Source organism: Mycobacterium montefiorense (assembly GCF_003112775.1).
Lineage (GTDB): Bacteria > Actinomycetota > Actinomycetes > Mycobacteriales > Mycobacteriaceae > Mycobacterium > Mycobacterium montefiorense.
Map to the genome: position 1 here is coordinate 26,305 of NZ_BFCH01000016.1, position 19,678 is coordinate 45,982.

General features: G+C 65.2%; 22 protein-coding genes, 1 tRNA gene and 1 pseudogene. 8 read left to right on the top strand and 16 right to left on the bottom strand.

Translation table 11 applies throughout. The annotated features are described in order from the left end of the window. Positions 1–4 precede the first annotated feature (4 nt). Both DB708_RS09830 and mshC read right to left on the bottom strand, forming a co-directional pair. Positions 5–886: an SDR family oxidoreductase gene (locus DB708_RS09830; protein WP_108921768.1), complete on the bottom strand. Its 882-nt coding sequence runs from the start codon at positions 884–886 to the stop codon at positions 5–7. A gap of 26 nt (positions 887–912) precedes the next feature. Further along, positions 913–2,148, bottom strand: a complete 1,236-nt coding sequence (gene mshC, locus DB708_RS09835; RefSeq protein WP_108921769.1) for a cysteine--1-D-myo-inosityl 2-amino-2-deoxy-alpha-D-glucopyranoside ligase — start codon at positions 2,146–2,148, stop codon at positions 913–915. Positions 2,149–2,294: 146 nt separating this feature from the next. Between mshC and DB708_RS09840 the strand changes: the two genes are divergently transcribed. Beyond that, positions 2,295–3,845: an aldehyde dehydrogenase family protein gene (locus tag DB708_RS09840; RefSeq protein ID WP_108921790.1), complete on the top strand. Its 1,551-nt coding sequence runs from the start codon at positions 2,295–2,297 to the stop codon at positions 3,843–3,845. Positions 3,846–3,857: 12 nt separating this feature from the next. On the opposite strand, the gene DB708_RS09845 is transcribed toward DB708_RS09840, so the two are convergent. From DB708_RS09845 to DB708_RS09870, 6 genes are all read right to left on the bottom strand, one after another. Continuing rightward, on the bottom strand, positions 3,858–4,625 hold the full coding sequence (locus tag DB708_RS09845) for a 3'(2'),5'-bisphosphate nucleotidase CysQ (RefSeq protein WP_108921770.1): 768 nt from the start codon (positions 4,623–4,625) through the stop codon (positions 3,858–3,860). A gap of 53 nt (positions 4,626–4,678) precedes the next feature. Continuing rightward, complete coding sequence (locus tag DB708_RS09850; RefSeq protein WP_338103966.1) at positions 4,679–5,494, bottom strand: SCO1664 family protein; 816 nt, start codon at positions 5,492–5,494, stop codon at positions 4,679–4,681. Continuing rightward, the gene (locus DB708_RS09855; protein WP_108921771.1) at positions 5,478–6,065 is read right to left on the bottom strand and encodes a DUF3090 domain-containing protein; all 588 of its coding nucleotides are present in this window, start codon (positions 6,063–6,065) and stop codon (positions 5,478–5,480) included. The genes DB708_RS09850 and DB708_RS09855 overlap by 17 nt, the downstream gene beginning before the upstream one ends. Before the next feature lie 63 nt (positions 6,066–6,128). Beyond that, complete coding sequence (locus DB708_RS09860) at positions 6,129–6,869, bottom strand: histidine phosphatase family protein (RefSeq protein WP_108921772.1); 741 nt, start codon at positions 6,867–6,869, stop codon at positions 6,129–6,131. Further along, positions 6,866–7,696 carry an undecaprenyl-diphosphate phosphatase gene (locus DB708_RS09865; protein WP_108921773.1) on the bottom strand — a complete coding sequence of 277 codons (831 nt, stop codon included), beginning with the start codon at positions 7,694–7,696 and terminating at the stop codon, positions 6,866–6,868. Before DB708_RS09865 ends, DB708_RS09860 begins: the two co-directional genes overlap by 4 nt. 61 nt (positions 7,697–7,757) lie before the next feature. After that, the gene (locus DB708_RS09870) at positions 7,758–8,060 is read right to left on the bottom strand and encodes a hypothetical protein (protein ID WP_108921774.1); all 303 of its coding nucleotides are present in this window, start codon (positions 8,058–8,060) and stop codon (positions 7,758–7,760) included. 110 nt (positions 8,061–8,170) lie between these two features. Here DB708_RS09870 and DB708_RS09875 point away from each other — a divergent pair, with 110 nt between their 5' ends. From DB708_RS09875 to DB708_RS09885, 3 genes are read left to right on the top strand one after another with little or no spacing between them, the layout of a single operon-like run. Further along, positions 8,171–9,244, top strand: coding sequence for a YncE family protein (locus tag DB708_RS09875; RefSeq protein WP_108921792.1), 1,074 nt, complete (start codon positions 8,171–8,173; stop codon positions 9,242–9,244). Continuing rightward, positions 9,241–9,495, top strand: coding sequence for a DUF5703 family protein (locus tag DB708_RS09880; protein ID WP_108921775.1), 255 nt, complete (start codon positions 9,241–9,243; stop codon positions 9,493–9,495). The genes DB708_RS09875 and DB708_RS09880 overlap by 4 nt, the downstream gene beginning before the upstream one ends. A gap of 23 nt (positions 9,496–9,518) precedes the next feature. Beyond that, entirely contained in the window at positions 9,519–10,595 is a 1,077-nt protein-coding gene (locus tag DB708_RS09885) for a quinone-dependent dihydroorotate dehydrogenase (RefSeq protein WP_165839791.1), read from the top strand. A 1-nt stretch (position 10,596) separates the two neighbouring features. On the opposite strand, the gene DB708_RS09890 is transcribed toward DB708_RS09885, so the two are convergent. Beyond that, on the bottom strand, positions 10,597–11,958 hold the full coding sequence (locus tag DB708_RS09890; protein ID WP_108921776.1) for an HNH endonuclease signature motif containing protein: 1,362 nt from the start codon (positions 11,956–11,958) through the stop codon (positions 10,597–10,599). Between the two features lie 301 nt (positions 11,959–12,259). Here DB708_RS09890 and DB708_RS09895 point away from each other — a divergent pair, with 301 nt between their 5' ends. Next, positions 12,260–12,535 carry a hypothetical protein gene (locus DB708_RS09895; protein ID WP_133250997.1) on the top strand — a complete coding sequence of 92 codons (276 nt, stop codon included), beginning with the start codon at positions 12,260–12,262 and terminating at the stop codon, positions 12,533–12,535. Here the strand turns inward: DB708_RS09895 and DB708_RS09900 are convergent. Genes DB708_RS09900 through DB708_RS09910 form a run of 3 tightly spaced genes read right to left on the bottom strand, consistent with a single transcriptional unit; the run spans position 12,529 to position 15,072 of the window. Beyond that, positions 12,529–13,116, bottom strand: a complete 588-nt coding sequence (locus tag DB708_RS09900; protein ID WP_108921778.1) for an alpha/beta hydrolase family protein — start codon at positions 13,114–13,116, stop codon at positions 12,529–12,531. The genes DB708_RS09895 and DB708_RS09900 overlap by 7 nt on opposite strands. 33 nt (positions 13,117–13,149) lie before the next feature. Beyond that, positions 13,150–13,677 carry a YbhB/YbcL family Raf kinase inhibitor-like protein gene (locus tag DB708_RS09905; protein WP_108921779.1) on the bottom strand — a complete coding sequence of 176 codons (528 nt, stop codon included), beginning with the start codon at positions 13,675–13,677 and terminating at the stop codon, positions 13,150–13,152. Between the two features lie 30 nt (positions 13,678–13,707). After that, entirely contained in the window at positions 13,708–15,072 is a 1,365-nt protein-coding gene (locus tag DB708_RS09910; protein WP_108921780.1) for a M20/M25/M40 family metallo-hydrolase, read from the bottom strand. A gap of 112 nt (positions 15,073–15,184) precedes the next feature. Between DB708_RS09910 and DB708_RS09915 the strand changes: the two genes are divergently transcribed. Further along, positions 15,185–15,270 (top strand) — tRNA-Leu (locus DB708_RS09915). A gap of 103 nt (positions 15,271–15,373) precedes the next feature. On the opposite strand, the gene DB708_RS09920 is transcribed toward DB708_RS09915, so the two are convergent. Together DB708_RS09920 and DB708_RS09925 are read right to left on the bottom strand one after the other, a co-directional pair. Beyond that, on the bottom strand, positions 15,374–15,658 hold the full coding sequence (locus DB708_RS09920) for a WXG100 family type VII secretion target (RefSeq protein WP_108921781.1): 285 nt from the start codon (positions 15,656–15,658) through the stop codon (positions 15,374–15,376). 48 nt (positions 15,659–15,706) lie between these two features. Beyond that, on the bottom strand, positions 15,707–16,003 hold the full coding sequence (locus DB708_RS09925; protein ID WP_108921782.1) for a WXG100 family type VII secretion target: 297 nt from the start codon (positions 16,001–16,003) through the stop codon (positions 15,707–15,709). Between the two features lie 256 nt (positions 16,004–16,259). On the opposite strand from DB708_RS09925, the gene DB708_RS09930 reads away from it, so the two are divergent. Continuing rightward, positions 16,260–16,889 (top strand): TetR/AcrR family transcriptional regulator, encoded by a 630-nt coding sequence (locus DB708_RS09930; RefSeq protein WP_108921783.1) that lies wholly within the window; start codon positions 16,260–16,262, stop codon positions 16,887–16,889. 19 nt (positions 16,890–16,908) lie between these two features. Here the strand turns inward: DB708_RS09930 and DB708_RS09935 are convergent, their stop codons facing one another. Continuing rightward, a complete protein-coding gene (locus tag DB708_RS09935; protein WP_108921784.1) occupies positions 16,909–18,075 on the bottom strand; it encodes a PPE family protein in 1,167 nt (388 codons plus the stop codon). 239 nt (positions 18,076–18,314) lie between these two features. Between DB708_RS09935 and DB708_RS09940 the strand changes: the two are divergent. Then, positions 18,315–18,566 (top strand): annotated as a pseudogene (locus tag DB708_RS09940) (hypothetical protein); the annotation flags it as partial. Positions 18,567–18,753: 187 nt separating this feature from the next. Here DB708_RS09940 and DB708_RS27250 read toward each other — a convergent pair. Continuing rightward, positions 18,754–19,678, bottom strand: a 925-nt coding sequence (locus DB708_RS27250; RefSeq protein ID WP_165839790.1) for a PecA family PE domain-processing aspartic protease, incomplete at its 5' end; no start/stop codon positions are given.

Consider the following 19,678-nt stretch of genomic DNA (forward strand, 5'->3'; position numbering starts at 1 on the left):
GGCGCTAGGCCTTGCCCAACTCCTGGTTGTACGCGCTGGTGGAACGGCCAAGCGCCACAACCTCGGCATCCATCGCAGCCATCAGCTCCGAAGTGGTTCGGCGGACCGGCAATTCACCGAGGCGAGTGGACAAAACCGGCTTGAGCCAACGGAACGCGGCCACCCAGCGCGGGCAGTAGATGCGGTCCTTGCGGCCCTCGATGCCCTTGACAAAGGCCGCCGCGCAGCTGTCTACGTCGGTGGTCTTACTCAACGGCCACGGCAGCCTCTTGAGCAGGGTGCCGAACGAGGGCAGGTCGGCCTTGGTATCGCGAACCAAAGCGGTGTCGATCCAGGACATGTGTGCCGAGCCGATGCCGACGCCGAGATGGCCAACTTCCAGGCGGAGCACATTGGCCAGGTGCTCGTTGCCGGCCTTCGACATGTCGTAGGGCGCCATTCCCGGGGCCGCCGCGAACGCCGCCAGGGACGAGACGATCAGCAGATAGCCACGCCGGTCGATCAGCGCGGGCAGCGTGGCGCGCGCCGTATGAAAGACGCCGAGCAGGTTGACATCCAGCACCCGCCTGAAGGCCTCCGGGTCGACCTGTAGCACCGAACCATAGCTGGCGATACCGGCGTTGGCCACGGCGACATCGAGGCCGCCGAAACGTTCCACGGCCTTATCGACGACGGCCTGCATGGCGGGCAGATCGCGCACGTCGGCGACGACCGTCAGCGCGTGCTCGTCGCCACCGAGTTCGGCGGCCAGCGCGGCCAGCGCGGCCTGGTCCAGATCGGTCACCACGAGTTTGGCGCCCTTATTGTGCAGACGGCGCGCGACCTCCGCACCGATTCCCCGGGCACCGCCCGTAATGAGAACGACTTTGCCCTGCACCGATGCCATGGCCGACAACGTACCTTCCCCAGCGACTACAGGTCTACCCCGAGTAGCGCATCGATCGCGGCGGCTACCGACCCCGGCGCCGCGGCGTCATGTCCGCCGTAATTGAGCGCGTCGGTGGTCCAACCATCAAGTGCGGCAATAGCTTTAGGGGTGTCGAGGTCGTCGGCAAGATACTTGCGCACCCGCGCGATGACGTCGGTTGCGTCCGGCCCGGCGGGCAGCGTAACCGCGGTGCGCCAGCGTTGCAGCCGCGCGGCCGACTCGTCGAGCAGCTGCTGGCTCCAGGACCGATCCGCGCGATAGTGCCCGGCCAACAGACCCAGCCGAATCGCCGACGGCGGCACGCCTTGCGCGCGCAGCCCCGACACCAGCACCAGGTTGCCGCGACTCTTCGACATTTTATGCCCGTCCCAGCCGATCATTCCGGCGTGCACATAGTGGCGGGCGAATCTCCTTTCGCCCCTTACACATTCGGCGTGCGCCGCGGTGAACTCGTGATGCGGGAAGATCAGGTCGCGGCCGCCGCCCTGAATGTCGATGCCGCTGCCGATGCGGCTGAGCGCGATCGCCGCACACTCGACGTGCCAGCCGGGCCGGCCGGCGCCGAACGGTGCTGGCCAGCTGGGCTCGCCGGGCCGCGCGGCGCGCCACAGCAGCGCGTCGAGTTCGTCGGTCTTACCCGGACGGTCCGGGTCGCCGCCGCGCTCGGCGAACAAGCGCAGCATGGTGTCCCGCTCGTAGCCCGACTCGTAGCCGAACTGCAGCGTGGCATCCGCGCGGTAGTAGACGTCCGGGTATTCGTCATCGACAACGTAGGCCGCCCCCGACGCCAGCATTTTTTCGACAAGCTCGATTACCTCGGGAATAGCCTCGGTTGCGCCGACATACTCGCGCGGCGGCAGCACCCGCAGCGCGGTCATGTCCTCGCGGAACAGGGCGACCTCGCGATCGCCGAGCTCACGCCAATCGACGCCGTCACGCGCGGCGCGCTCGAACAGCGGGTCGTCGACGTCGGTGACGTTCTGCACGTAATGCACCTGGTATCCCAGGTCCAGCCACAGCCGGTGAATCAGGTCGAACGCCAGATAGGTAGCCGCGTGGCCCAAATGAGTGGCGTCATACGGCGTGATCCCGCAGACGTACATGGTGGCGGTCGACCACGGCGCCACTGGGCGGACCTGACGGTCGGAGGTGTCGTAGAGCCGTAGATCCGGGCCGCTTCCGGGGATCACCGGAACCTGTGCGGAAGACCACGACTGCATGCTTCGACTCTAGGCGCGGCGGGTGGGACGACCCATCTGCGGGCACCCGCTTTGCCTACCGCAAACGGTGTCGACACCGCCGGTTCTGTGCTTTGCTGTCCGATACCGAGCAAAATCGATGAGCTCCGCTGGGTGAGGTGATGGCAATGTCGCTGAATACAACCGACCGGAGAGGCCAAACCGAACCGGACGCTCGCCAGGAAGTCGTGGTCAAATGCCCGGCCACTGGAGACATCGTCGGCAGGGTCCCCGTATCCACCACGGCGGAAGTCAAGTCGCTGGCAGACCGACTGCGGGCGGCACAGCCTGCCTGGCAGCAAATGGGAGTCGCCGGCCGAGCGGAGTGGCTGGGCAAGTGGCGTGACTGGATGCTCGACCACCGCGACGACGTGTTGACTCCACTGCAACTCGAAACCGGCAAGTCTTGGGCCGACACCGGTGTCGAGATCGCCGCGGTGCAAATCGTCAACTACTGGATCGACACCGCCGCGGAATTCCTCGCCGACCAGAACGTACGTCCGTGGGGCGCAGCCAACCTCACCAAGAAGCTGACCATCGTCTACGAGCCCTATCCCCTAGTCGGTGTCATCACGCCATGGAACGGCCCGCTATCGGTGCCGCTGCTCGACGTACCCGCGGCGTTAATGGCCGGCTGCGCGGTGCTGTCTAAACCTTCGGAGATCACCCCGCTGGCTTGGCAGGTGGCGGTCGAAGGCTGGAAGCAGATCGGTGCGCCCGAGGTGCTCGACGTCGTGTTTGGTTTTGGCGAAACCGGTGCGGCCCTGGTCGATGTCGTGGATTACGTGATGTTCACCGGATCGCTCAATACCGGCCGGCGCATCGCCGTCGCGGCCGCGCAGCGGTTGATCCCGTGCAGCCTGGAACTCGGTGGCAAGGACGCGATGATCGTGTGCGCGGACGCCGACATCGACCGGGCCGTAGACGGCGCCGTCTGGGGCGGATTCGTCTACAGCGGCCAGGTCTGCATCTCGGTGGAGCGGATCTACGTCGAGGAGCCGATCTACGACGAATTCGTGAACAAGTTGGTGGCCAAAACATCTCAGTTGCGTCAGGGCATGGACGCCGCGCACGACTACTCCGCCGAGATCGGGTCACTGACCACCGAGCAGCAACTGGCCATCGTGTCCCGCCATGTCGACGACGCGGTCAGCAAGGGCGCCAAGGTGCTGGTCGGGGGCAAGTCGAGCAATCCTGCCGGCTTGTTCTACGAGCCGACGGTGCTGGTCGACGTCGACCACGGCATGGACTGCATGCGTGAGGAGACCTTCGGCCCGACCCTGCCGGTAATGAAGGTGCGCGATGTCGCCGAGGCCATCGAAAAGGCCAACGACTCCAATCTCGGGTTGGCCGGCAGCGTGTGGCCGCGGGATAAGGACAAGGCGAATGCCGTTGCGCGTCAGATGAATACGGGGACGGTGAACATCAACAACGTCATCACCGGCTTACTGCAATTCGGGGTTCCGATGCCAGGATGGAAAGAGTCGGGGCTGGGTTCGCGTTCCGGCGGCGCCGATGGCATCCGTAAGTACTGCCGCCAGAAGAGCATCGTCGCCGAGCGGGTCGCGATGAAAACCGAATTGCTCTGGTACCCCTACAGCCGCAAGAAGGGCCGTTTCGTCGAGAACGCGGTCCGGTTGCTGTCCGCCAGAGACTGGCGACGTCGCTTGGGCCGATAGCGCGCCAGCCGGTTAGCCCCACGCGTCGCGGATGGCGCCGAGCAGGATCGGAGCCACCTCGGCACGACACATCACGAAGTCGGGCAGGTACGGGTCGGGCTGGTTGTAGCGCATCGGCGAGCCGTCCAGCCGGGACGCATGCATACCCGCGGCCATCACCACTCCGACCGGCGCCGCCGAGTCCCATTCCCATTGGCCGCCGGCATGCAGATAGGCGTCGACGTCGCCGTCGATGATGGCCATCGCCTTGGCGCCTGCCGAGCCGATCCCCACCGGCTGGATCGCCAGCGTCTGCCGGATCCGGTGCAGCACGGCCGGTGGCCGGGTGGCACTGACGGCGATCCGCAGTGTCTGCGGAATACCGACCCGCGCCTGGCTGTCGGTCACGGTGTCACTGCGGTACACCATGTTGTCCCGAGCGGGCAAAGATACTGCCGCATCGGTGATTTCGCGCTGGCCATCAGTGGGACGCTGCCACAGCGCGATGTGCACCGCCCAGTCGTCACGCCCCGGCGTGGAGAACTCGCGGGTGCCGTCCACCGGGTCGATGATCCACACCCGGTCATTCTTGAGCCGCGCAAGATCGTCATAGGCTTCCTCGCTGAGCACCGCATCGTCGGGGCGCTCGGCCCGCAGCCGCCGCAGGATCAGCTCATTGGCCAGGCTGTCGCCCGCGTCGCCGAGCATCCAGGGATGGCCGAAGCCGATCTCCTCGCGCACTTTCAGCAGCAACTCCCCCGCGTCGGCGGCGAGATCGGCGGCCAATTCGGCATCGCTCATCTCTTCGGGGGCCGGGCTCACCGCTTCAGTATCGCCGACGCCAATGCCGGGTCTTAAAACGCGGGCCACGGAATGGGGCGATGCCGGCTCGGAACGGGCATCACCGGGTTTTCCAGCAGCGCGTGTGTCCGCATGCCCAGCGCCGCGATCTCCGAGGAGGTGATGTGTTCGGCCAGCACATCGCCGAACTCATCGCCCAGCGCCTCGGCCAGGCCGGCGACGGCCTGCAGCATTTGATCGTCGATCGGCTTGCCGGCCCAGCCCCACAACACCGTCCGCAGCTTGTTCTCGACGTGCAGGCACACCCCGTGGTCGACGCCGTAGATGTGGCCTTCGAGGTCGCGCAGCACGTGACCGCCCTTGCGGTCGGCATTGTTGATCAGCACGTCGAACACCGCCATCCGCCACAACCGAATGTCGTCGGCGTGCATCAGGATGACCTCGTCGCCGTCGTAGTCCTGGGCTCGTAGCACCGGCAGATAACCCGCCTGTTGATTGTGGGCGGGGAACAGGTCCACCAGATCCGGCCCCGGCCGTGGGTCGGTGTCCACCGCGTCACCGGGCTGTTGCACCCATAGCTGCAGCATGCCCGGACCAGCTGGACCGCGACGAATGATGGTGTAGGGCACCAGGTTCCAGCCCAGTTGCGTCGACACCAGATACGCGGCGAATTCGCGGCCGGCGAGCGTCCCGTCGGGGAAATCCCAGAGCGGCTGCTCACCGGAGATCGGCTTGTAGACGCAGTGCACGCTGGACTCGTCGCGCGTGGACTCACACAGGAAGGTGGCGTTACTGGCCGAGCGGATCCGTCCGAGAACGGTCAGCTCGCCGTCCCGCAAGATTGCGCGATCGTCATTCCTCGGGTTCATCGTTAGACCCGAGCAGCGCACCGCGCTTATAGCCGTTGGAACGCGCGCAAATGTGGCCCTCAGGGTCCAGCGGTTCGTCGCACAGGGGGCATGGCGGACGTCCCGCCGAGATCACGCGATTGGACCGGGTGGCGAACTGGCGTGCCGACTCCGGGGTCAAAAACACGCGCACCGCGTCGGGACCCTCATCGGTGTCGTCGAGCACGACCGACGCGTCGAACTCGGCGTCGGTGACGGCGAGCAGTTCGACCACCACCGTCTGGGCTTCCGAGTCCCAGCCCAGGCCCATGGTCCCGACCCGGAATTCCGCGTCGACGGGCGTGCTGAGCGGGTTGAGGTCATCGACCTCGGCGGGCTCCGGCGGGACGGGTGTGCCGAACCGGCGATTCACCTCGATCAGCAGCGCACCGATGCGTTCGGCGAGCACCGCAACCTGTTGCTTCTCCAACACCACGGAAACCACCCGGGAATCGCCCTCCGCTTGGATGTAGAAGGTGCGATTTCCGGGCTGACCGACGGTCCCGGCCACGAAGCGGTCGGGTGTGCGGAATACATGAATTGCGCGAGGCATGGCACCTCCCAAAATACCGGCTGTTGCCCTCGCAACGCGATTCGATCGGTTGCGGTAGCGGAATTAGTCTGTGGTTCCCCCGACCACCGCGTCGCTCGACGGCTCCGCCTCGGCCGGTTGTTGTTGCGGCTCTTCTGGTTTGTCACTTTCGGCGTCACCCTTGGGCGGCGGTCCGGCCCGCAATGCGGCGGCCAGCCGCCCGCCCGTGTGGTTGACGTGTAACACGAACGGCCGCAGCGTGGTGTAGCGGATGACACTCACCGATGCGGGGTCGGCAGTGACGCGCTGGAAGCCGTCCAGATGCATGCCGTATGCGTCGGCGATCAGCGACTTGATGACATCACCGTGAGTGCAAGCCACCCACAGCGCGTCACCCTTGTGCTCCTCGCTCAGCCGCCGGTCGTGTTCGCGCACCGCGGCGACTGCGCGCGCCTGCACCTGTGCCAGTCCCTCGCCGCCGGGAAAGACCGCGGCACTGGGATGGGCCTGCACCACCCGCCACAGCGGCTCGTTGGCCAGCTCGCCGATCTTGCGGCCCGTCCAGTCGCCATAGTCCACCTCGGCGAGCCGGTCTTCGACGAGCGGCTCCAGGCACAGCGCCTCGGCCAGCGGCGCGACCGTGTTCCGGCAGCGCAGCAGCGGCGAGGTGACCACCGCACGAATCGGCAGGTCACCGATGCGGTCGATCAGCCCGACGGATTGCTCGCGGCCCTTGTCGTCGAGGTCGACACCTTCGGAGCGGCCAGCCAGGACGCCCGCGGTGTTGGAGGTCGAGCGGCCGTGGCGTAGCAGGATGACGGTCATGTCGCGGCCACCGTTCCGGTCGTTAGCAGGGTCAGCACGACGGCTCCGGCCACTGCCCGGTAGCCCACGAACCAATACATGCTGTGCTGCACCAAAAACCGCAGGAACCAGGCCACCGCGGACAGACCGATGACGAACGCGATCACTGTGGCCACCAACAGCTGCGGGCCGGTGGCGCTCATGCCCGAGGTGACCGGGTGAAAAGCGTCCGGGATCGAGAACAGCCCGGAGGCGAACACCGCGGGAATGGCCAGCAGAAAACCGAATCGGGCGGACAGCTTGCGGTCGAGTCCTAAGAACAGCCCGGCGCTGATCGTCGCCCCGGACCGTGACACGCCCGGAATCAGAGCCAGACATTGCGTGGCCCCGACCACCAGGGCGTCCCGCCGGTTCAGCTGCTCGACGTGACGGGTCTGCCGGCCGAGGTACTCGGCCAGCGCGATCACGGCCGAAAACACCACCATCGCCGTCGCGATCACCCACAGGTTGCGCACACCGGAGCGGATCTCGTCTTTGAACAGCAGGCCCAGCACACCGATCGGGATACTGCCGATGATGACGTACCAGCCCATCCAGTAGTCGAGATCGCGGCGCGCCGTTGCGACCAGGCCGGCGAACCAGGCTTTGAGGATGCGCCAGATGTCGCGCGCGAAGTAGACCAGCACAGCGGCCTCGGTGCCCAACTGGCTCACCGCGGTGAACGAGGCACCGGCGTCGCCGGAGAAAAAGACCCGGGAGACGATCGCCAGGTGCCCGGACGACGAGACCGGCAGGAACTCGGTCAAACCCTGCACTACAGACAGCACGGTGACCTGCCACCACGACATCGCCGCTACCGCTGCCACGACGACGACCGTACCTGGTGCGGGTCGCCGCTACCTGAGGTGACTAGTGAGGGACGGGGACCGCTGCAGCGACCGAGTCGCGCACCGCGGCGGTCAGACTGCGCTCGTCGGTGACGTCGATGTCGACCAGGCCGCGCACCGCGGTCGCGACCACGTCCTCGGCCTGCGGAACCGGCCCGGCAAGGTGCGTCCGGTAAACTTCGACGACGAGCGAACGATGCTCAATGTGAAACGAAAAGCTGCGTCCATCACCGACTTGCCCGTAACCGCTCGCAAAGATCCCTGTCGAAATATCTTCGACAGCAAACTCTTTGTCTGCGGTATGCCGGTCAGCGATGACGGTCACAATCCGACCATACCTCTCCAGTGCGGGCGGATGCGGGCAACATGGCCCCATTGGATGCGCCAGCATTCCTTAGAATTTGAACTTCATGTCCGCCGATTCAAGGTTGGTTGTTGCTAACACGACGTAAGCACCAGAAACGAACAGTTCAGCGGCGTTTTGTTGGCCTGCTTATTTTGCTAGCGCTGGTCGCTGGTTGTTCATCGAATCCGCTCGATAGCGCCCCGCCCACCATCGAGGCGGCACGTCCGGCCGTGTCGCCGCCGGTATCGCAAGATCCGGCCGGCACGGTGCGGCCGCTGGCCGGGCACGCGGCGGCGACACTGTTCGACGACGGCACACACCAGTTGGCGGTCTTGGCCCCCTCCGAAAACGCAGCCGATCTCCGAGCCCCCGCCAGCATCACCGTGTTCGGTCAAGGGCAGGTCGCGCCGCGCGTAATCGCTTTGCCGGGACCGACGAGCGCGCTGACCGGCGACGGCCACGGCAAGGCCTATTTGGCCGCCCGCGGCAGCTATTTCGTGGTGGATCTGGCCACCGGGCGCACCGCGCGGGTTACTGTCGCCGATTCGGCGAGCGTGGATTTCACCGCTATCGCACGCCGCGCCGACGGCTTACTGGTGCTGGGCAGCGCCGACGGCGCCGTGTACACGCTGGCTTCGCCGCCCGACGGCACGGACACCGCGGTGGTCAAGAGCCGGAAGAAGATCTTCGCCAAGGTTGATTGGCTTGTCACACAAGGAAATACGATCGTGGTTCTGGATCGCGGACAGACCTCGGTGACGACGATCGGCGCGGACGGTCGTGCCGCCCAATCACTGCGGGCCGGCCAGGGCGCGACGACGATGGTCGCCGATCCGGTGGGCCGGGTCCTGGTGGCCGACACCCGCGGCGACGAACTGCTGGTGTACGGCGTTGATCCGCTGATCCTGCGACAGGCCTACCCGGTGCGGCAGGCCCCGTACGGATTGGCCGGCTCTCGCGATTTGGCGTGGGTGTCACAAACCGCATCGAATATGGTTATTGGTTACGATTTGTCAACCGGAATTCCCGTCGAAAAGGTGCGTTACCCAACTGTGCAGCAACCCAACTCGTTGGCCTTTGACGAAGCTTCGGGCACCTTGTACGTGGTGTCGGGATCCGGGGCAGGAGTTCAGGTCATCGAGCATGCGGCGGGACCGCGTTGACCACGGCACGGTGGAGCCGGCTACCGGCGGGCTGGGACACGGATATGTCCGACGACTACGAGTGGGTGCCGTTGCGCCTGCCGCCGGAGGTGACCAGGATCAGTGCCTCCATCCGGTTGTCCATCGAGGCTGAATATCGCGGCTGGGAGCTGACCCGGGTGCGGCTCTACACCGACGGCAGTAGACGGGTGCTGTTGCGCCGCAAGAAATCTCGTGTCAATGACCGGCGGCCCGATCAGCCGGAACTGTGACGGCGCACGAGCGGCGTCTTAGCGTGTACGGCTTGCTGCGCCGGCTGTTCTTCGTGATTCCGCCCGAACGTATTCACACCCTGGTGTTCGCCGCCCTGCGCGGCGCGACCGCCGCCGGGCCGTTGCGGCGGCTGCTGCACCGGCTGCTTGGCCCGACCAATCCGGTGTTGGCCAGCACGGTGTTCGGTGTGCCCTTCCCGGCACCGCTGGGCCTGGCCGCCGGCTTCGACAAGGACGGCATGGGGCTGCTCACTTGGGGCGCCTTGGGTTTCGGGTATGCGGAGGTCGGGACCGTCACCGCGCACCCGCAGCCCGGCAATCCGGGTCCGCGGTTGTTCCGGCTGCCCGACGACCGGGCGTTGCTCAACCGGATGGGGTTCAACAATCACGGCGCCGGGGAGCTGGCCACCCGGCTGGCCCGCCACCAGCCGGACGTGCCGATCGGGGTGAACATCGGCAAGACCAAGGTCACACCGGCCGACGAGGCCGTCGAGGACTACCGGGCCAGCGCCCGGCTGGTCGGCCCGTTGGCGTCGTATCTGGTGGTCAACGTCAGCTCGCCCAACACGCCCGGGCTGCGCGATCTGCAGGCCGTCGAGTCGCTGCGGCCCATCCTGTCGGCCGTCCTCGCCGAAGCGTCGGTACCGGTGCTGGTGAAGATCGCGCCGGACGTCTCCGATTCCGACGTCGACGACATCGCGGACCTGGCCGTCGAACTGGGCCTGGCCGGCATCGTCGCGACCAACACCACGGTGTCGCGCGACGGCCTGCGCACGCCGGGAGTCGACGAGCTGGGCCCCGGCGGCATTTCCGGGCCGCCGGTGGCGCGGCGCGCGGCCGAGGTGCTGCGCCGGCTCTACCGCCGGGTCGGCGATCGGCTGGTGCTGATCAGCGTCGGGGGCATCGAGACCGCCGACGACGCCTGGGAGCGGATCACCGCGGGCGCCTCGCTGCTGCAGGGCTACACCGGCTTCATCTACGGAGGCGGCTTGTGGCCCAAGCACATTCACGACGGCATCGCGAAGCGGCTACACGACGGCGGGTTTACCTCGCTGAGCGATGCGGTCGGCTCGGCCGCCGGAGAGCTACCACCCGGCTAAATCACGCCGCGCCGTCTTCTCCGTCAGCCAACAGGTTCTCCGGGTGATGGAACGTGTTCACCCTTGGCTGCCCGCGGTCGAGATGTGGTGGCGGGATCCATTCCGTGTCACCGTCTTTGCGCTTTCGTGTGTTCCAGCCGGCCTCGAGCAGTTTGTGATCGGGGCCGCAGGCCAGCGTGAGCTGGTCGATGTCGGTGCAGCGGGTTGTCGCCCAGTCTTCGACATGGTGCACCTCGCACCAGTACCCGGGTATGTCACAACCCGGTCGAGTACAGCCACGATCTTTGGCGTACAACACTATTCGCTGCCCGGCCGAGGCCAGCCGTTTGGTGCGATACAGCGCAACGGGTTTGGCATCGTCGAAGATCACCAGGTAGTGGTGGGCGTGGCGGGCCAGACGGATCACATCGCGGATGGGGAGGACGCTGCCGCCGCCAGTCAGTCCCTTACTCGCTGCGGCTTCGAGGTCTTTGAGCGTGGTGGTCACGATGATCGTGGCCGGTAAACCGTTGTGCTGTCCTAGTTTTCCACTGGCCAGTAGTGCCCGCAGCGCGGCGTTGATTCCGTCGTGATTGCGCTGGGCGTTGGTGCGGCCATCGCACCGCACCGCGTCTTGATCGGCCTCGCCGTCCACGACAGGCACGTCATCGTCGGGGTTGCACATGCCGGGAGTGGCGGATTTGGCCAGCACGGCCTCGATGGTCGCGCGGGCCTCGGGAGTCAGCCAGCCGCTGAGCCGCGACATGCCGTCGATGTCCTGCTTGCCCAAAATCAGCCCACGCCGGCGGGCCCGGTCGCTGTCGGTGTAGTTGCCGTCGGGGTTCAGGCAAGCGGCCAGCCGGTCGGCGAGTTTGGCGACCTGGTCCGGCCGATACTGGGTGGCGTGTTCGGCTAGATCCTTCTCCGCGCATTCCCGGGTCTCGATGTCCACCCACTGCGGCAGCCGGTCGAAGAACTGGCGGATCACCGCGATGTGGGATGGGCCGATCTTGCCGTCGCGCTGGGCCACTGCCGTCGCGGTCAATACCGGCGGCAGCGGCTCGCCGGTGAACGCACGCCGCGGCCCCAGTTCGACTGCCTCGGCAATACGCCGGCTGGCTTCACTGCGCGTGATTCGTAGCTGGTCGGCGAGCACCGCGGTCAGAGTTCCACCCAGCTCACCAGAGTCGGACTGTTCGCCGATCTGGTTGATCAGTTCATGCCCCGGCGCCCGCAGGCGCCGAGTCTCGCGTTCGAGTCGCTCCAGCAATGCCAGCCGTTCGGGAGTGGTCAGCACATCGAATGTGTGCCCGACAACGCGCGACACCGCGCTGCGCAGTGCGTCGAAACCCGCTTGGATCTCCTCGCGACTACTCGAACTCATGTTCGAATGATAATCGCGCCCACCGACAGAAAACGCCGGCCCTGAAATCACTGAAACTAAAGTGACTCAAGTGGTTTGGGGCGCTCCGAAACAGCAGCCGGGTCAGCAGCACAGAGATATTCTTTGCCATCGCGAACAATATGCAAGCTACACGCGATGCTGTAATTCGCTGTTCTCCGCGCTGACGACAACTGTATGGTGGCCGCACCACAATCGATCCTCCCAAAGGAGACCTCCGGTGCGATTCAACCGATTGACGATTGTCGGAACCACTGCCATCGCAGTGGTTATTGCGAGCTGCGTGAGTGGCACGGCGAACGGCGAGCCGCCCGACACTTCCACCTGTTACGACCTTGGCGGCGCCAAAGACGACCTGATGCTCGCGTCGAAACCGGAGACCGCCCGCAAAGCTGCCGACACGCTGGAGAAGTACGGTCCTCCCGACCAGGTTAAAGCCGCGATCGAGCATTTCGTCACCACGGTTGGCGCCCAACCCAGCGATCCCACTCTCGACGTCAATCGCAGCTCAATTGCCAACTGGCTCAAGCAAATGTGCCCGATGTTGAACACCTACTGAAGGTATTCGGCGACGAAATCCACCGTGCGGCGATGCCATTCGAAATACCGCCGCACCATGTGATGACCCACGCCCTCGATGCCCACCCACTGCGCATCCATCCCCCGCTCGCGGGCCCGTAGCGTCTGGATGCGAGAGCTGACTGGGTCGGTCCGGGTATCGGCGGTGCCGTGCACCACCAGCAGCCGGGTGGACACCGGAATCAGGTCACCGTCGTCGCGGGGCCAGTACGGCGCCAGTGCCACCACGGCGCCGACCTGCCCGTCGGCAGCCAGCCGGGTCGCGACTCGACCGCCCATCGAATGACCAACCAGAACAATGCTTTTCGGCTCGAACCGGTGACGGATGGCGTCAAGGGCGGCGGTGGCGTCGGCCACCGCGTCGTAGCGCGGACTGTTCCACCCGCGGAGACGGTACTGGACGCGTCGCACCTCGACGCCGCGGCCCAGTCGCCACCGCAACGCGGCAGCGACCAACATCATCCGGATGTTGGCCAGCTGCCACCAGCGGGAAGCCTCGTCGCTGCGCACCCTGCCGCCGGGCAGAACCAGCACACACGCGCGACGCTTCACGACTTTCATTCGGAGCCTAGGCCGGTGCGGTCGGAACTGCGCTCAGTTCTGTTCGTAGGTGCCGACGATGTAGGCCCGCGCGATCGCGTGCTGGAACAGATTGAAGCCGAGAAACGCCGGGCTGGCGTCCTCGCTGAGGTCCAGCTTGTCGACGTCGACGGCGTGCACCGCGACGAAGTAGCGATGCGCACCATGTCCGGGCGGCGGCGCGGAGCCGATGTAGCGGCGCATGCCGGCATCGTTGACCAGCTGCTGCGCGCCGCCGGGTAACTCGCGACCGTCTCCGGCGTCCGCGGGCAGCTCGGTGACGTCGGCCGGCAGGTTGGCCACCGCCCAGTGCCAGAAGCCGGACGCCGTCGGGGCGTCGGGGTCGTAGACGGTGACCGCGAAGCTGCGGGTCTCCGCGGGGAATCCCGACCAGCTCAGCTGTGGGCTGACGTCTTCTCCCCCGGCGCCCATGATGCCGCTGACCTGCGGCGTGGCCAGCGGCTGACCGTCGGTGATCGAGGTCGAGGTCAGGGTGAACGACGGCAGCTTCGGCAGCGCGTCATACGGGTCGGGCAAGCTCATGGGCGATCCTCTCGTTTCGGTTTTTCTGCACTAGCAATGGGTCAGGAAGTGGGCCAGCACCTCGACGCCGAACCTCAGCGCATCCACGGGTACCCGCTCATCGACGCCGTGGAACAGCGATGCGAAATCCAATTCCGGCGGTAGCTTCAGCGGCGCGAAGCCGAAGCAACGAATACCCAAGCGCGCAAAGGCTTTCGCGTCGGTGCCACCAGACATCATGTAGGGGACCGTACGGCCGTCCGGGTCGATCGCCAGCACCGCGGCGTTCATCGCGTCGACCAGGTCGCCGTCGAAGCTGGTCTCGTACGACGGCAAATCCCTGATCCACTCCCGCGTCACGTCCGGCCCGATCAATTTGTCGATCTCCGCCTCGAACGCGGCCTGCCGGCCGGGCAGCACGCGGCAGTCGACCACAGCTTCGGCGGTCCCGGGAATCACATTGGCCTTGTACCCGGCCTTGAGCATCGTCGGGTTGGCGGTGTCGCGCACCACCGCTTTCAACATGCGAGCCATCGGGCCCAACTTTTCGATCGCGCCCTCCACATCGCCGGATGCGGTGTCGAAGGTCAGGCCGGTCTCCTCGCTGATGGCGGCCAGGAACTGCACCACCGTGTCGGTCATCACCAGCGGGAACTGATGCCGGCCGATCCGGGCGACCGCCTCGGCGAGCAGAGTGACCGCGTTGCGATCGTTGGCCATCGAGCCGTGGCCGGCCTGACCGCGGGCGGTCAGCCGCATCCACTGGATGCCCTTCTCAGCCGTCTCGATCAGATACAGCCGGCGTTCACCCCCGTCACGACGCGGCACGGTCAACGAGAAACCACCCACTTCGCCGATCGCTTCGGTGATGCCGTCGAACAGCTCGGGGCGGTTCTCGACCAGCCAGTGCGATCCGAAGCGGCCGCCGTGCTCCTCGTCGGCCACAAACGCGAACACCAGATCACGGGGCGGCACGATGCCTGCCTGCTTCAGCTGGCGTGCGACGACGATCATCATGCCGACCATGTCCTTCATGTCGACCGCACCGCGGCCCCAGACATAGCCGTCCTCGATCGCGCCGGAAAAGGGGTGCACGCTCCAGTCGGCCGGTTCGGCCGGCACCACGTCGAGATGCCCGTGGATCAGCAGCGCGCCGCGTGAGCGGTCCGCGCCCTCGAGGCGGACGAACACATTGCCCCGCCCGGGTGCGCCGGACTCCAGGTACTGCGGCACGTAGCCCACCTCGGCGAGTTGCTCGGCGACCCAGTGCGCGCATTCGGCCTCGCCCCGGGTAGTTTCGGGTTCACCGGTGTTGGTGGTATCGAACCGGATCAGCCTGCTGACGACTTCGACCACATCGTCACTCGGATGGTTGGGAACTCCGTTCTCAACGGTCACAACCACCTTTCCTACCATTGCCCGGGACGCCCGGCTCGGGCAGCGGAAGCCCCGGGCCGGGCATCGGCGAGCTAACTTGGGTCCGCGCGGGCCGATCCGCTAGCCTTAGCTGCCAACTCTCGTTGGTCTGGTCCGAGTGGCGGAATGGCAGACGCGCTAGCTTGAGGTGCTAGTGCCCTACTAATGGGCGTGGGGGTTCAAGTCCCCCCTCGGACACAACTATCAAGAACAGCGTCAGGCATTTCAGCTCGCCGGCTCCGGTGGACGGGTCGGACCCAGCGCGCCTGAGCTTATTGAGAAATCAAGGTATAGCGCGCAGTTAGGCCCAGCCGGACCCGACGGCGCTGTCGGTGCTGGCCATGTTGTTGCCCGCGGACTGCACCTTCTGGCCGTGCTGGTTGGCCTGCTCGTAGATCACCTGGAAGTTACGACCCAACTGGGTGATGAACTCCTGGCAAGACACCGAACCGGCGCCACCCCAAAAGTCACCGGCGGCCAGCACATCGCGAACGATGGCCTGGTGCTCGGCTTCCAGCGAAGCAGCCTGCGCGCGGATCACGGCGCCGTGGGCGTCCACATCTCCGAACTGATAATTGATCGACATTATCTACGTCCTCCCTTGAAAGTGTTTGGGTAGCAGCGAGTTTCGCGGCTAGTGGCCGAGGGCCTGCTGCGAGGCCTGCTCTTGCGTCTCGTAGTTGTTGGCGTCACGGATCAGCCCGTCACGCACATCGTGGAGCATGTTGATGATGTTGGTGAACGCCTGGTTCATCTGACCCATGGTGTCGTAAGAAGTGGCCTGAGCCTGACCGCTCCAGCCCGCGCCGGCGATGTTCATCGACGACGACCACATCCTGCGAGCCTCATCCGACACCGTCTGCGCGTGCATCTCAAAGTGACCCGCCATCGCACGCATCGCGTGCGGGTCGGTCATAAAACGTGTTGCCATATTGCCCTTCTCCTTAGGTGACCATCAAGGCGCGGTTACGCCATTTTCCATTTTCAATTAATCAGCTAGAACTAATTGTATCTGAAACCTGGAAGAATTTCTAGTCAAAACAGGTGAAAACTGCGAATTGCGTGATCAAATCTGAAAGGCTTTCCGGAGATCGGTCTTTGATCGTTACGGCCAGTGCGTTGCCATTGGGGGCTGCGGACGGCCCGGCTGAGGGCCGGATTGCCAAATGGGCAGATAGAGTTGCCGGGTGAATTCTCCCCAAAAAAGGCAGCTCCGGGCGCAGGCACGCAGGTACGCCTTGCTCCGCGCGACGGTCGAAGTCGCTGCCGCCAAGGGCTTCGCTGGCCTCACCCACCGTGCGGTCACCGAGCAGGCGAATCTCCCGTTGGCAACGGCCAGTTACTTCTTCAATTCGATCGCTGACCTGGGTCGTGAGGCTCTGCTGGTATTCGTCGGAGAGGACATCGCAAACCTGCACCAATTGGCATCGGCACTCGCGAACGAGCACCGAACCACCGATGAAGTGGCAACGGCGTTTGCGTTGGCTGCCGCTCCGCGATGGCCAGACACCGCCGCACTTCTCGAGGCCTATCTCACCGCCGCCCGTCAACCTGAGTTTCGCGACACGATGGGCGAAGCACTGACCGCCGCGCACGCCGTGGCAGCGGCCGCCGCTACGGCGGCGGGTATGCCCGAGCCGCAGGAAATTGCCGCGGGCCTGGTCGCGCTTGCACACGGATTCGCCCTGCATAATTTGGCCCTCCCGGACATCGTCGACATTGACGACCAGCGACGTGCCATGCGAACCATGCTCATCGGGCATCTTGTCGAATGTGGACGAATCGATGAGGTGCTGCGCATTACCGCGCAGCAATAGTTCGGCGCCGCCCGATTGGTTATCCGACACCGATGTGCGGCACCACACTGTGCGGCCGCTGCGCCGCAGTCGGAGTCGCGGCGCCGCGGCTGGTCATCGCGCCCGGCATGCCGCCGCCGAGACCGCCGAGGCCGGGGGGCATTGGCGTCATCGGAGTAGTTCCCGCAGCAGCCACCGGCTCCTCGGTAAGCACAGTGGGATTAGATATCGCGCCCAGTCCGTGTAGAGCCGAACTGGCCATCCCCACCGGTGACGAACCCGGCCAGGTGGGCGGCACTGACATGGCTCCCACCAGCCGTGACTGCCCGAGACTTGCCGATATCCCCCGACCCATTGCCTCGCCACCCAGGCCCTTTACGGCGGTTGCGGTAGCGGAGGGGGACTTGGGCAGGTCGGCGGCCATTCCCTCAACTGCCGCACCGACCAACCCGGTCGCGTTCGGCTTCGCGGTTTGTCCCAACTGCATGAGCGGGCCCATCACCGTGCCGACTGGCCCTAACGCTGCCTGCGCCGCCGACATCAATTGTGATACGCCCATCTCGGATGCCATCGTTGGTGCCCCGGACAACCCTCTGGCAAGTGAAGACATCCGCGAGGGTGGCACTGGGGCTGACGCTGCAGGCGCCGGCGGTGGCGACGCCGCGGCAGCGAATTCCTCCAAATTCACCGGCGGTGCATCAAACGGCGTCAACGCTGCAGACAACGACATCGCCTCGCCGTGATAACCGGACATCGCGGCCACGTCCTGTGCCCACATCTCCATGTATTCGCATTCTGTAGATTCGATCGCCGGAGTATTTTGCCCTAACAAATTCGTCGCTATCAAAGCCAGAGACAGCGTTCGATTGGCCGCTATCACCGCCGGATGCACCGTGGCAGTCATTGCCGTCTCAAACGCCATTGCCGCCAGTTGGGCTTGACCTGCCGAGAACGTCGCATGCGCGGCGGCCGCCGTCATCCAGGGCACATACGGCGAAACTGAAGCCGCCATCGCTGCTGACGCTGCCCCAGTCCACGGTCCACTTGTCAGGTCGGTAAGCACCGATTGAATCGCCGCTGCCGTCGCTTGCAAATCCGCGCTCAGTCCTTCCCAGGCGGTTGCCGCGGCGAACAACGGCGCCGGCCCCGCACCAGTATAGATTCGCTCCGAGTTGATCTCAGGCGCCAACCACGCAAAATCCAACATCGCCGCAATCCCTTCAATCAATCCGACACTTCAACGGATCCGATGACGGCCGACAAGCCGCCCCGCCGGTGGGAAGCCCGCTATCAGTGGGCTTATTTATGACACTAGAAACGGTTCCTGAGATTACCTAGAATATTTTCTAGATTTTTAATGTGAATCATTGCGGCAATGCTTTCAGGGGGCGTTGTATGCAGGGCGTAGATCGCAGGACCGGGATGACCGAGGAGAACGGGTCACATATGCACGCGCACAGGCGCGGTGGAGTGTACAAAGCACTGCGAACCGCGGTCATCGCCGTCGTTGCGCTGATCGCCGTCCTCTCGATACCGGTCAAGCAAAGGTGTGGCGCACCGGGCATTTGGTGTGCCGCGGCGGTGGATTCGCAGGGCTACGCGCATTACTACTACGAGGTCGAACCGCTGGGTGTCTACCTCGTCGAAATTGTCACCGGCTCGAATAGTCGTCTCTTCTACGAGTCCGGCGAGGACCTCGAGGAGCCGTCACACACAACGCCACAGACACGTAGCCCCGCAGGGTCTCTCCCTGATCGATCGATCAGGTATCTCGTCGAGCCCAGCACCGAAACCCCTGCCGCCCGGTTGGAGCCGACATTGAGGTGACCCCCACTCCGCCCGCGGCGAACTCGAGGCATAGCAGGTGAACCGAACATCACTTCGCCTAAACGGCGACGTCGAGCAACTCGGTTTGTGCGTTGTGGATCTTGGCCGCAAGAATTTCGGGCTTGGCGACTGCTGGCACGTCAAAGGTTGTTATCCCGACGCCGGGAGGGTCGTACCCGAAGTAGATCCGTCCCAATGAGAACGGGAAATACCCGGTGTTATAGATGCCGTCCGCGGTTGTCGGCGTGGTGACGGTGGGACCAGCGGAATCATTGACGGTCTGCGTGTACAGCGGGGTCCCGTCGAGCGCGGTAACGGAAATGATCGTTCCGGCTGGCACTTTCGCGCCGACGGGAATGTTTCCGATGAGGTCTGAGGGAAGGTATCCGTACCTGCCACCCGTATCGACGATCGCCGGGACGGCTTGGGGTTGCCCCCCGTTGATCGATACGTTCACTTTGGTACCCGCCGCACCGAGCATCGACGCCGTGCCGGAAAGCGGGTTGGGACCGAACTGGCCACAATTGCGAGGCTCGTCAATGAGCATGCCGTTGCCGAGAATGCCCGGTAGCGCTTGGGTGGGACTGGTCGTGAAATACGGGGGAGTTCCGGTAATCGCTCCAATGCCGACAATGGGTTCCACCATCGAGGGCTCAATCGGTGTCGTGACGCCGGTGACCGTATTAGTCATCGTCGCGGAACTGACCACGCCGATGTTGGTGGGCCTGGTGATGATTCCGTTTCCGAAATCGACCGGGACCCGATAGACGTCGTAGTAATTGGTCTCGAATTGTGGAGCCTGGCCAAACTCGATTGATGACGACCCATTGCCCCACCACAGCCCGCCGGCCCCACCGGTGCCGCCAGTGCCGAGCAGGCCGGCCGCGCCGCCCGGACCACCCGCCCCCGCAATCACGTCGCAATACCCGCCGATGCCGCCGATGCGAGCGTGGTGGGGAATCTCGACCAGCAAGTGCTGCAAG

Bases quoted from the DNA above. Each gene is read 5' to 3' on its own strand.
- DB708_RS09830 (WP_108921768.1), bottom strand. From the start codon at position 886: ATGGCATCGGTGCAGGGCAAAGTCGTTCTCATTACGGGCGGTGCCCGG.
- mshC (WP_108921769.1), bottom strand. From the start codon at position 2,148: ATGCAGTCGTGGTCTTCCGCACAGGTTCCGGTGATCCCCGGAAGCGGC.
- DB708_RS09840 (WP_108921790.1), top strand. From the start codon at position 2,295: ATGTCGCTGAATACAACCGACCGGAGAGGCCAAACCGAACCGGACGCT.
- DB708_RS09845 (WP_108921770.1), bottom strand. From the start codon at position 4,625: ATGAGCGATGCCGAATTGGCCGCCGATCTCGCCGCCGACGCGGGGGAG.
- DB708_RS09850 (WP_338103966.1), bottom strand. From the start codon at position 5,494: ATGAACCCGAGGAATGACGATCGCGCAATCTTGCGGGACGGCGAGCTG.
- DB708_RS09855 (WP_108921771.1), bottom strand. From the start codon at position 6,065: ATGCCTCGCGCAATTCATGTATTCCGCACACCCGACCGCTTCGTGGCC.
- DB708_RS09860 (WP_108921772.1), bottom strand. From the start codon at position 6,869: ATGACCGTCATCCTGCTACGCCACGGCCGCTCGACCTCCAACACCGCG.
- DB708_RS09865 (WP_108921773.1), bottom strand. From the start codon at position 7,696: ATGTCGTGGTGGCAGGTCACCGTGCTGTCTGTAGTGCAGGGTTTGACC.
- DB708_RS09890 (WP_108921776.1), bottom strand. From the start codon at position 11,958: ATGAGTTCGAGTAGTCGCGAGGAGATCCAAGCGGGTTTCGACGCACTG.
- DB708_RS09900 (WP_108921778.1), bottom strand. From the start codon at position 13,116: ATGAAAGTCGTGAAGCGTCGCGCGTGTGTGCTGGTTCTGCCCGGCGGC.
- DB708_RS09905 (WP_108921779.1), bottom strand. From the start codon at position 13,677: ATGAGCTTGCCCGACCCGTATGACGCGCTGCCGAAGCTGCCGTCGTTC.
- DB708_RS09910 (WP_108921780.1), bottom strand. From the start codon at position 15,072: ATGGTAGGAAAGGTGGTTGTGACCGTTGAGAACGGAGTTCCCAACCAT.
- DB708_RS09920 (WP_108921781.1), bottom strand. From the start codon at position 15,658: ATGTCGATCAATTATCAGTTCGGAGATGTGGACGCCCACGGCGCCGTG.
- DB708_RS09925 (WP_108921782.1), bottom strand. From the start codon at position 16,003: ATGGCAACACGTTTTATGACCGACCCGCACGCGATGCGTGCGATGGCG.
- DB708_RS09935 (WP_108921784.1), bottom strand. From the start codon at position 18,075: ATGTTGGATTTTGCGTGGTTGGCGCCTGAGATCAACTCGGAGCGAATC.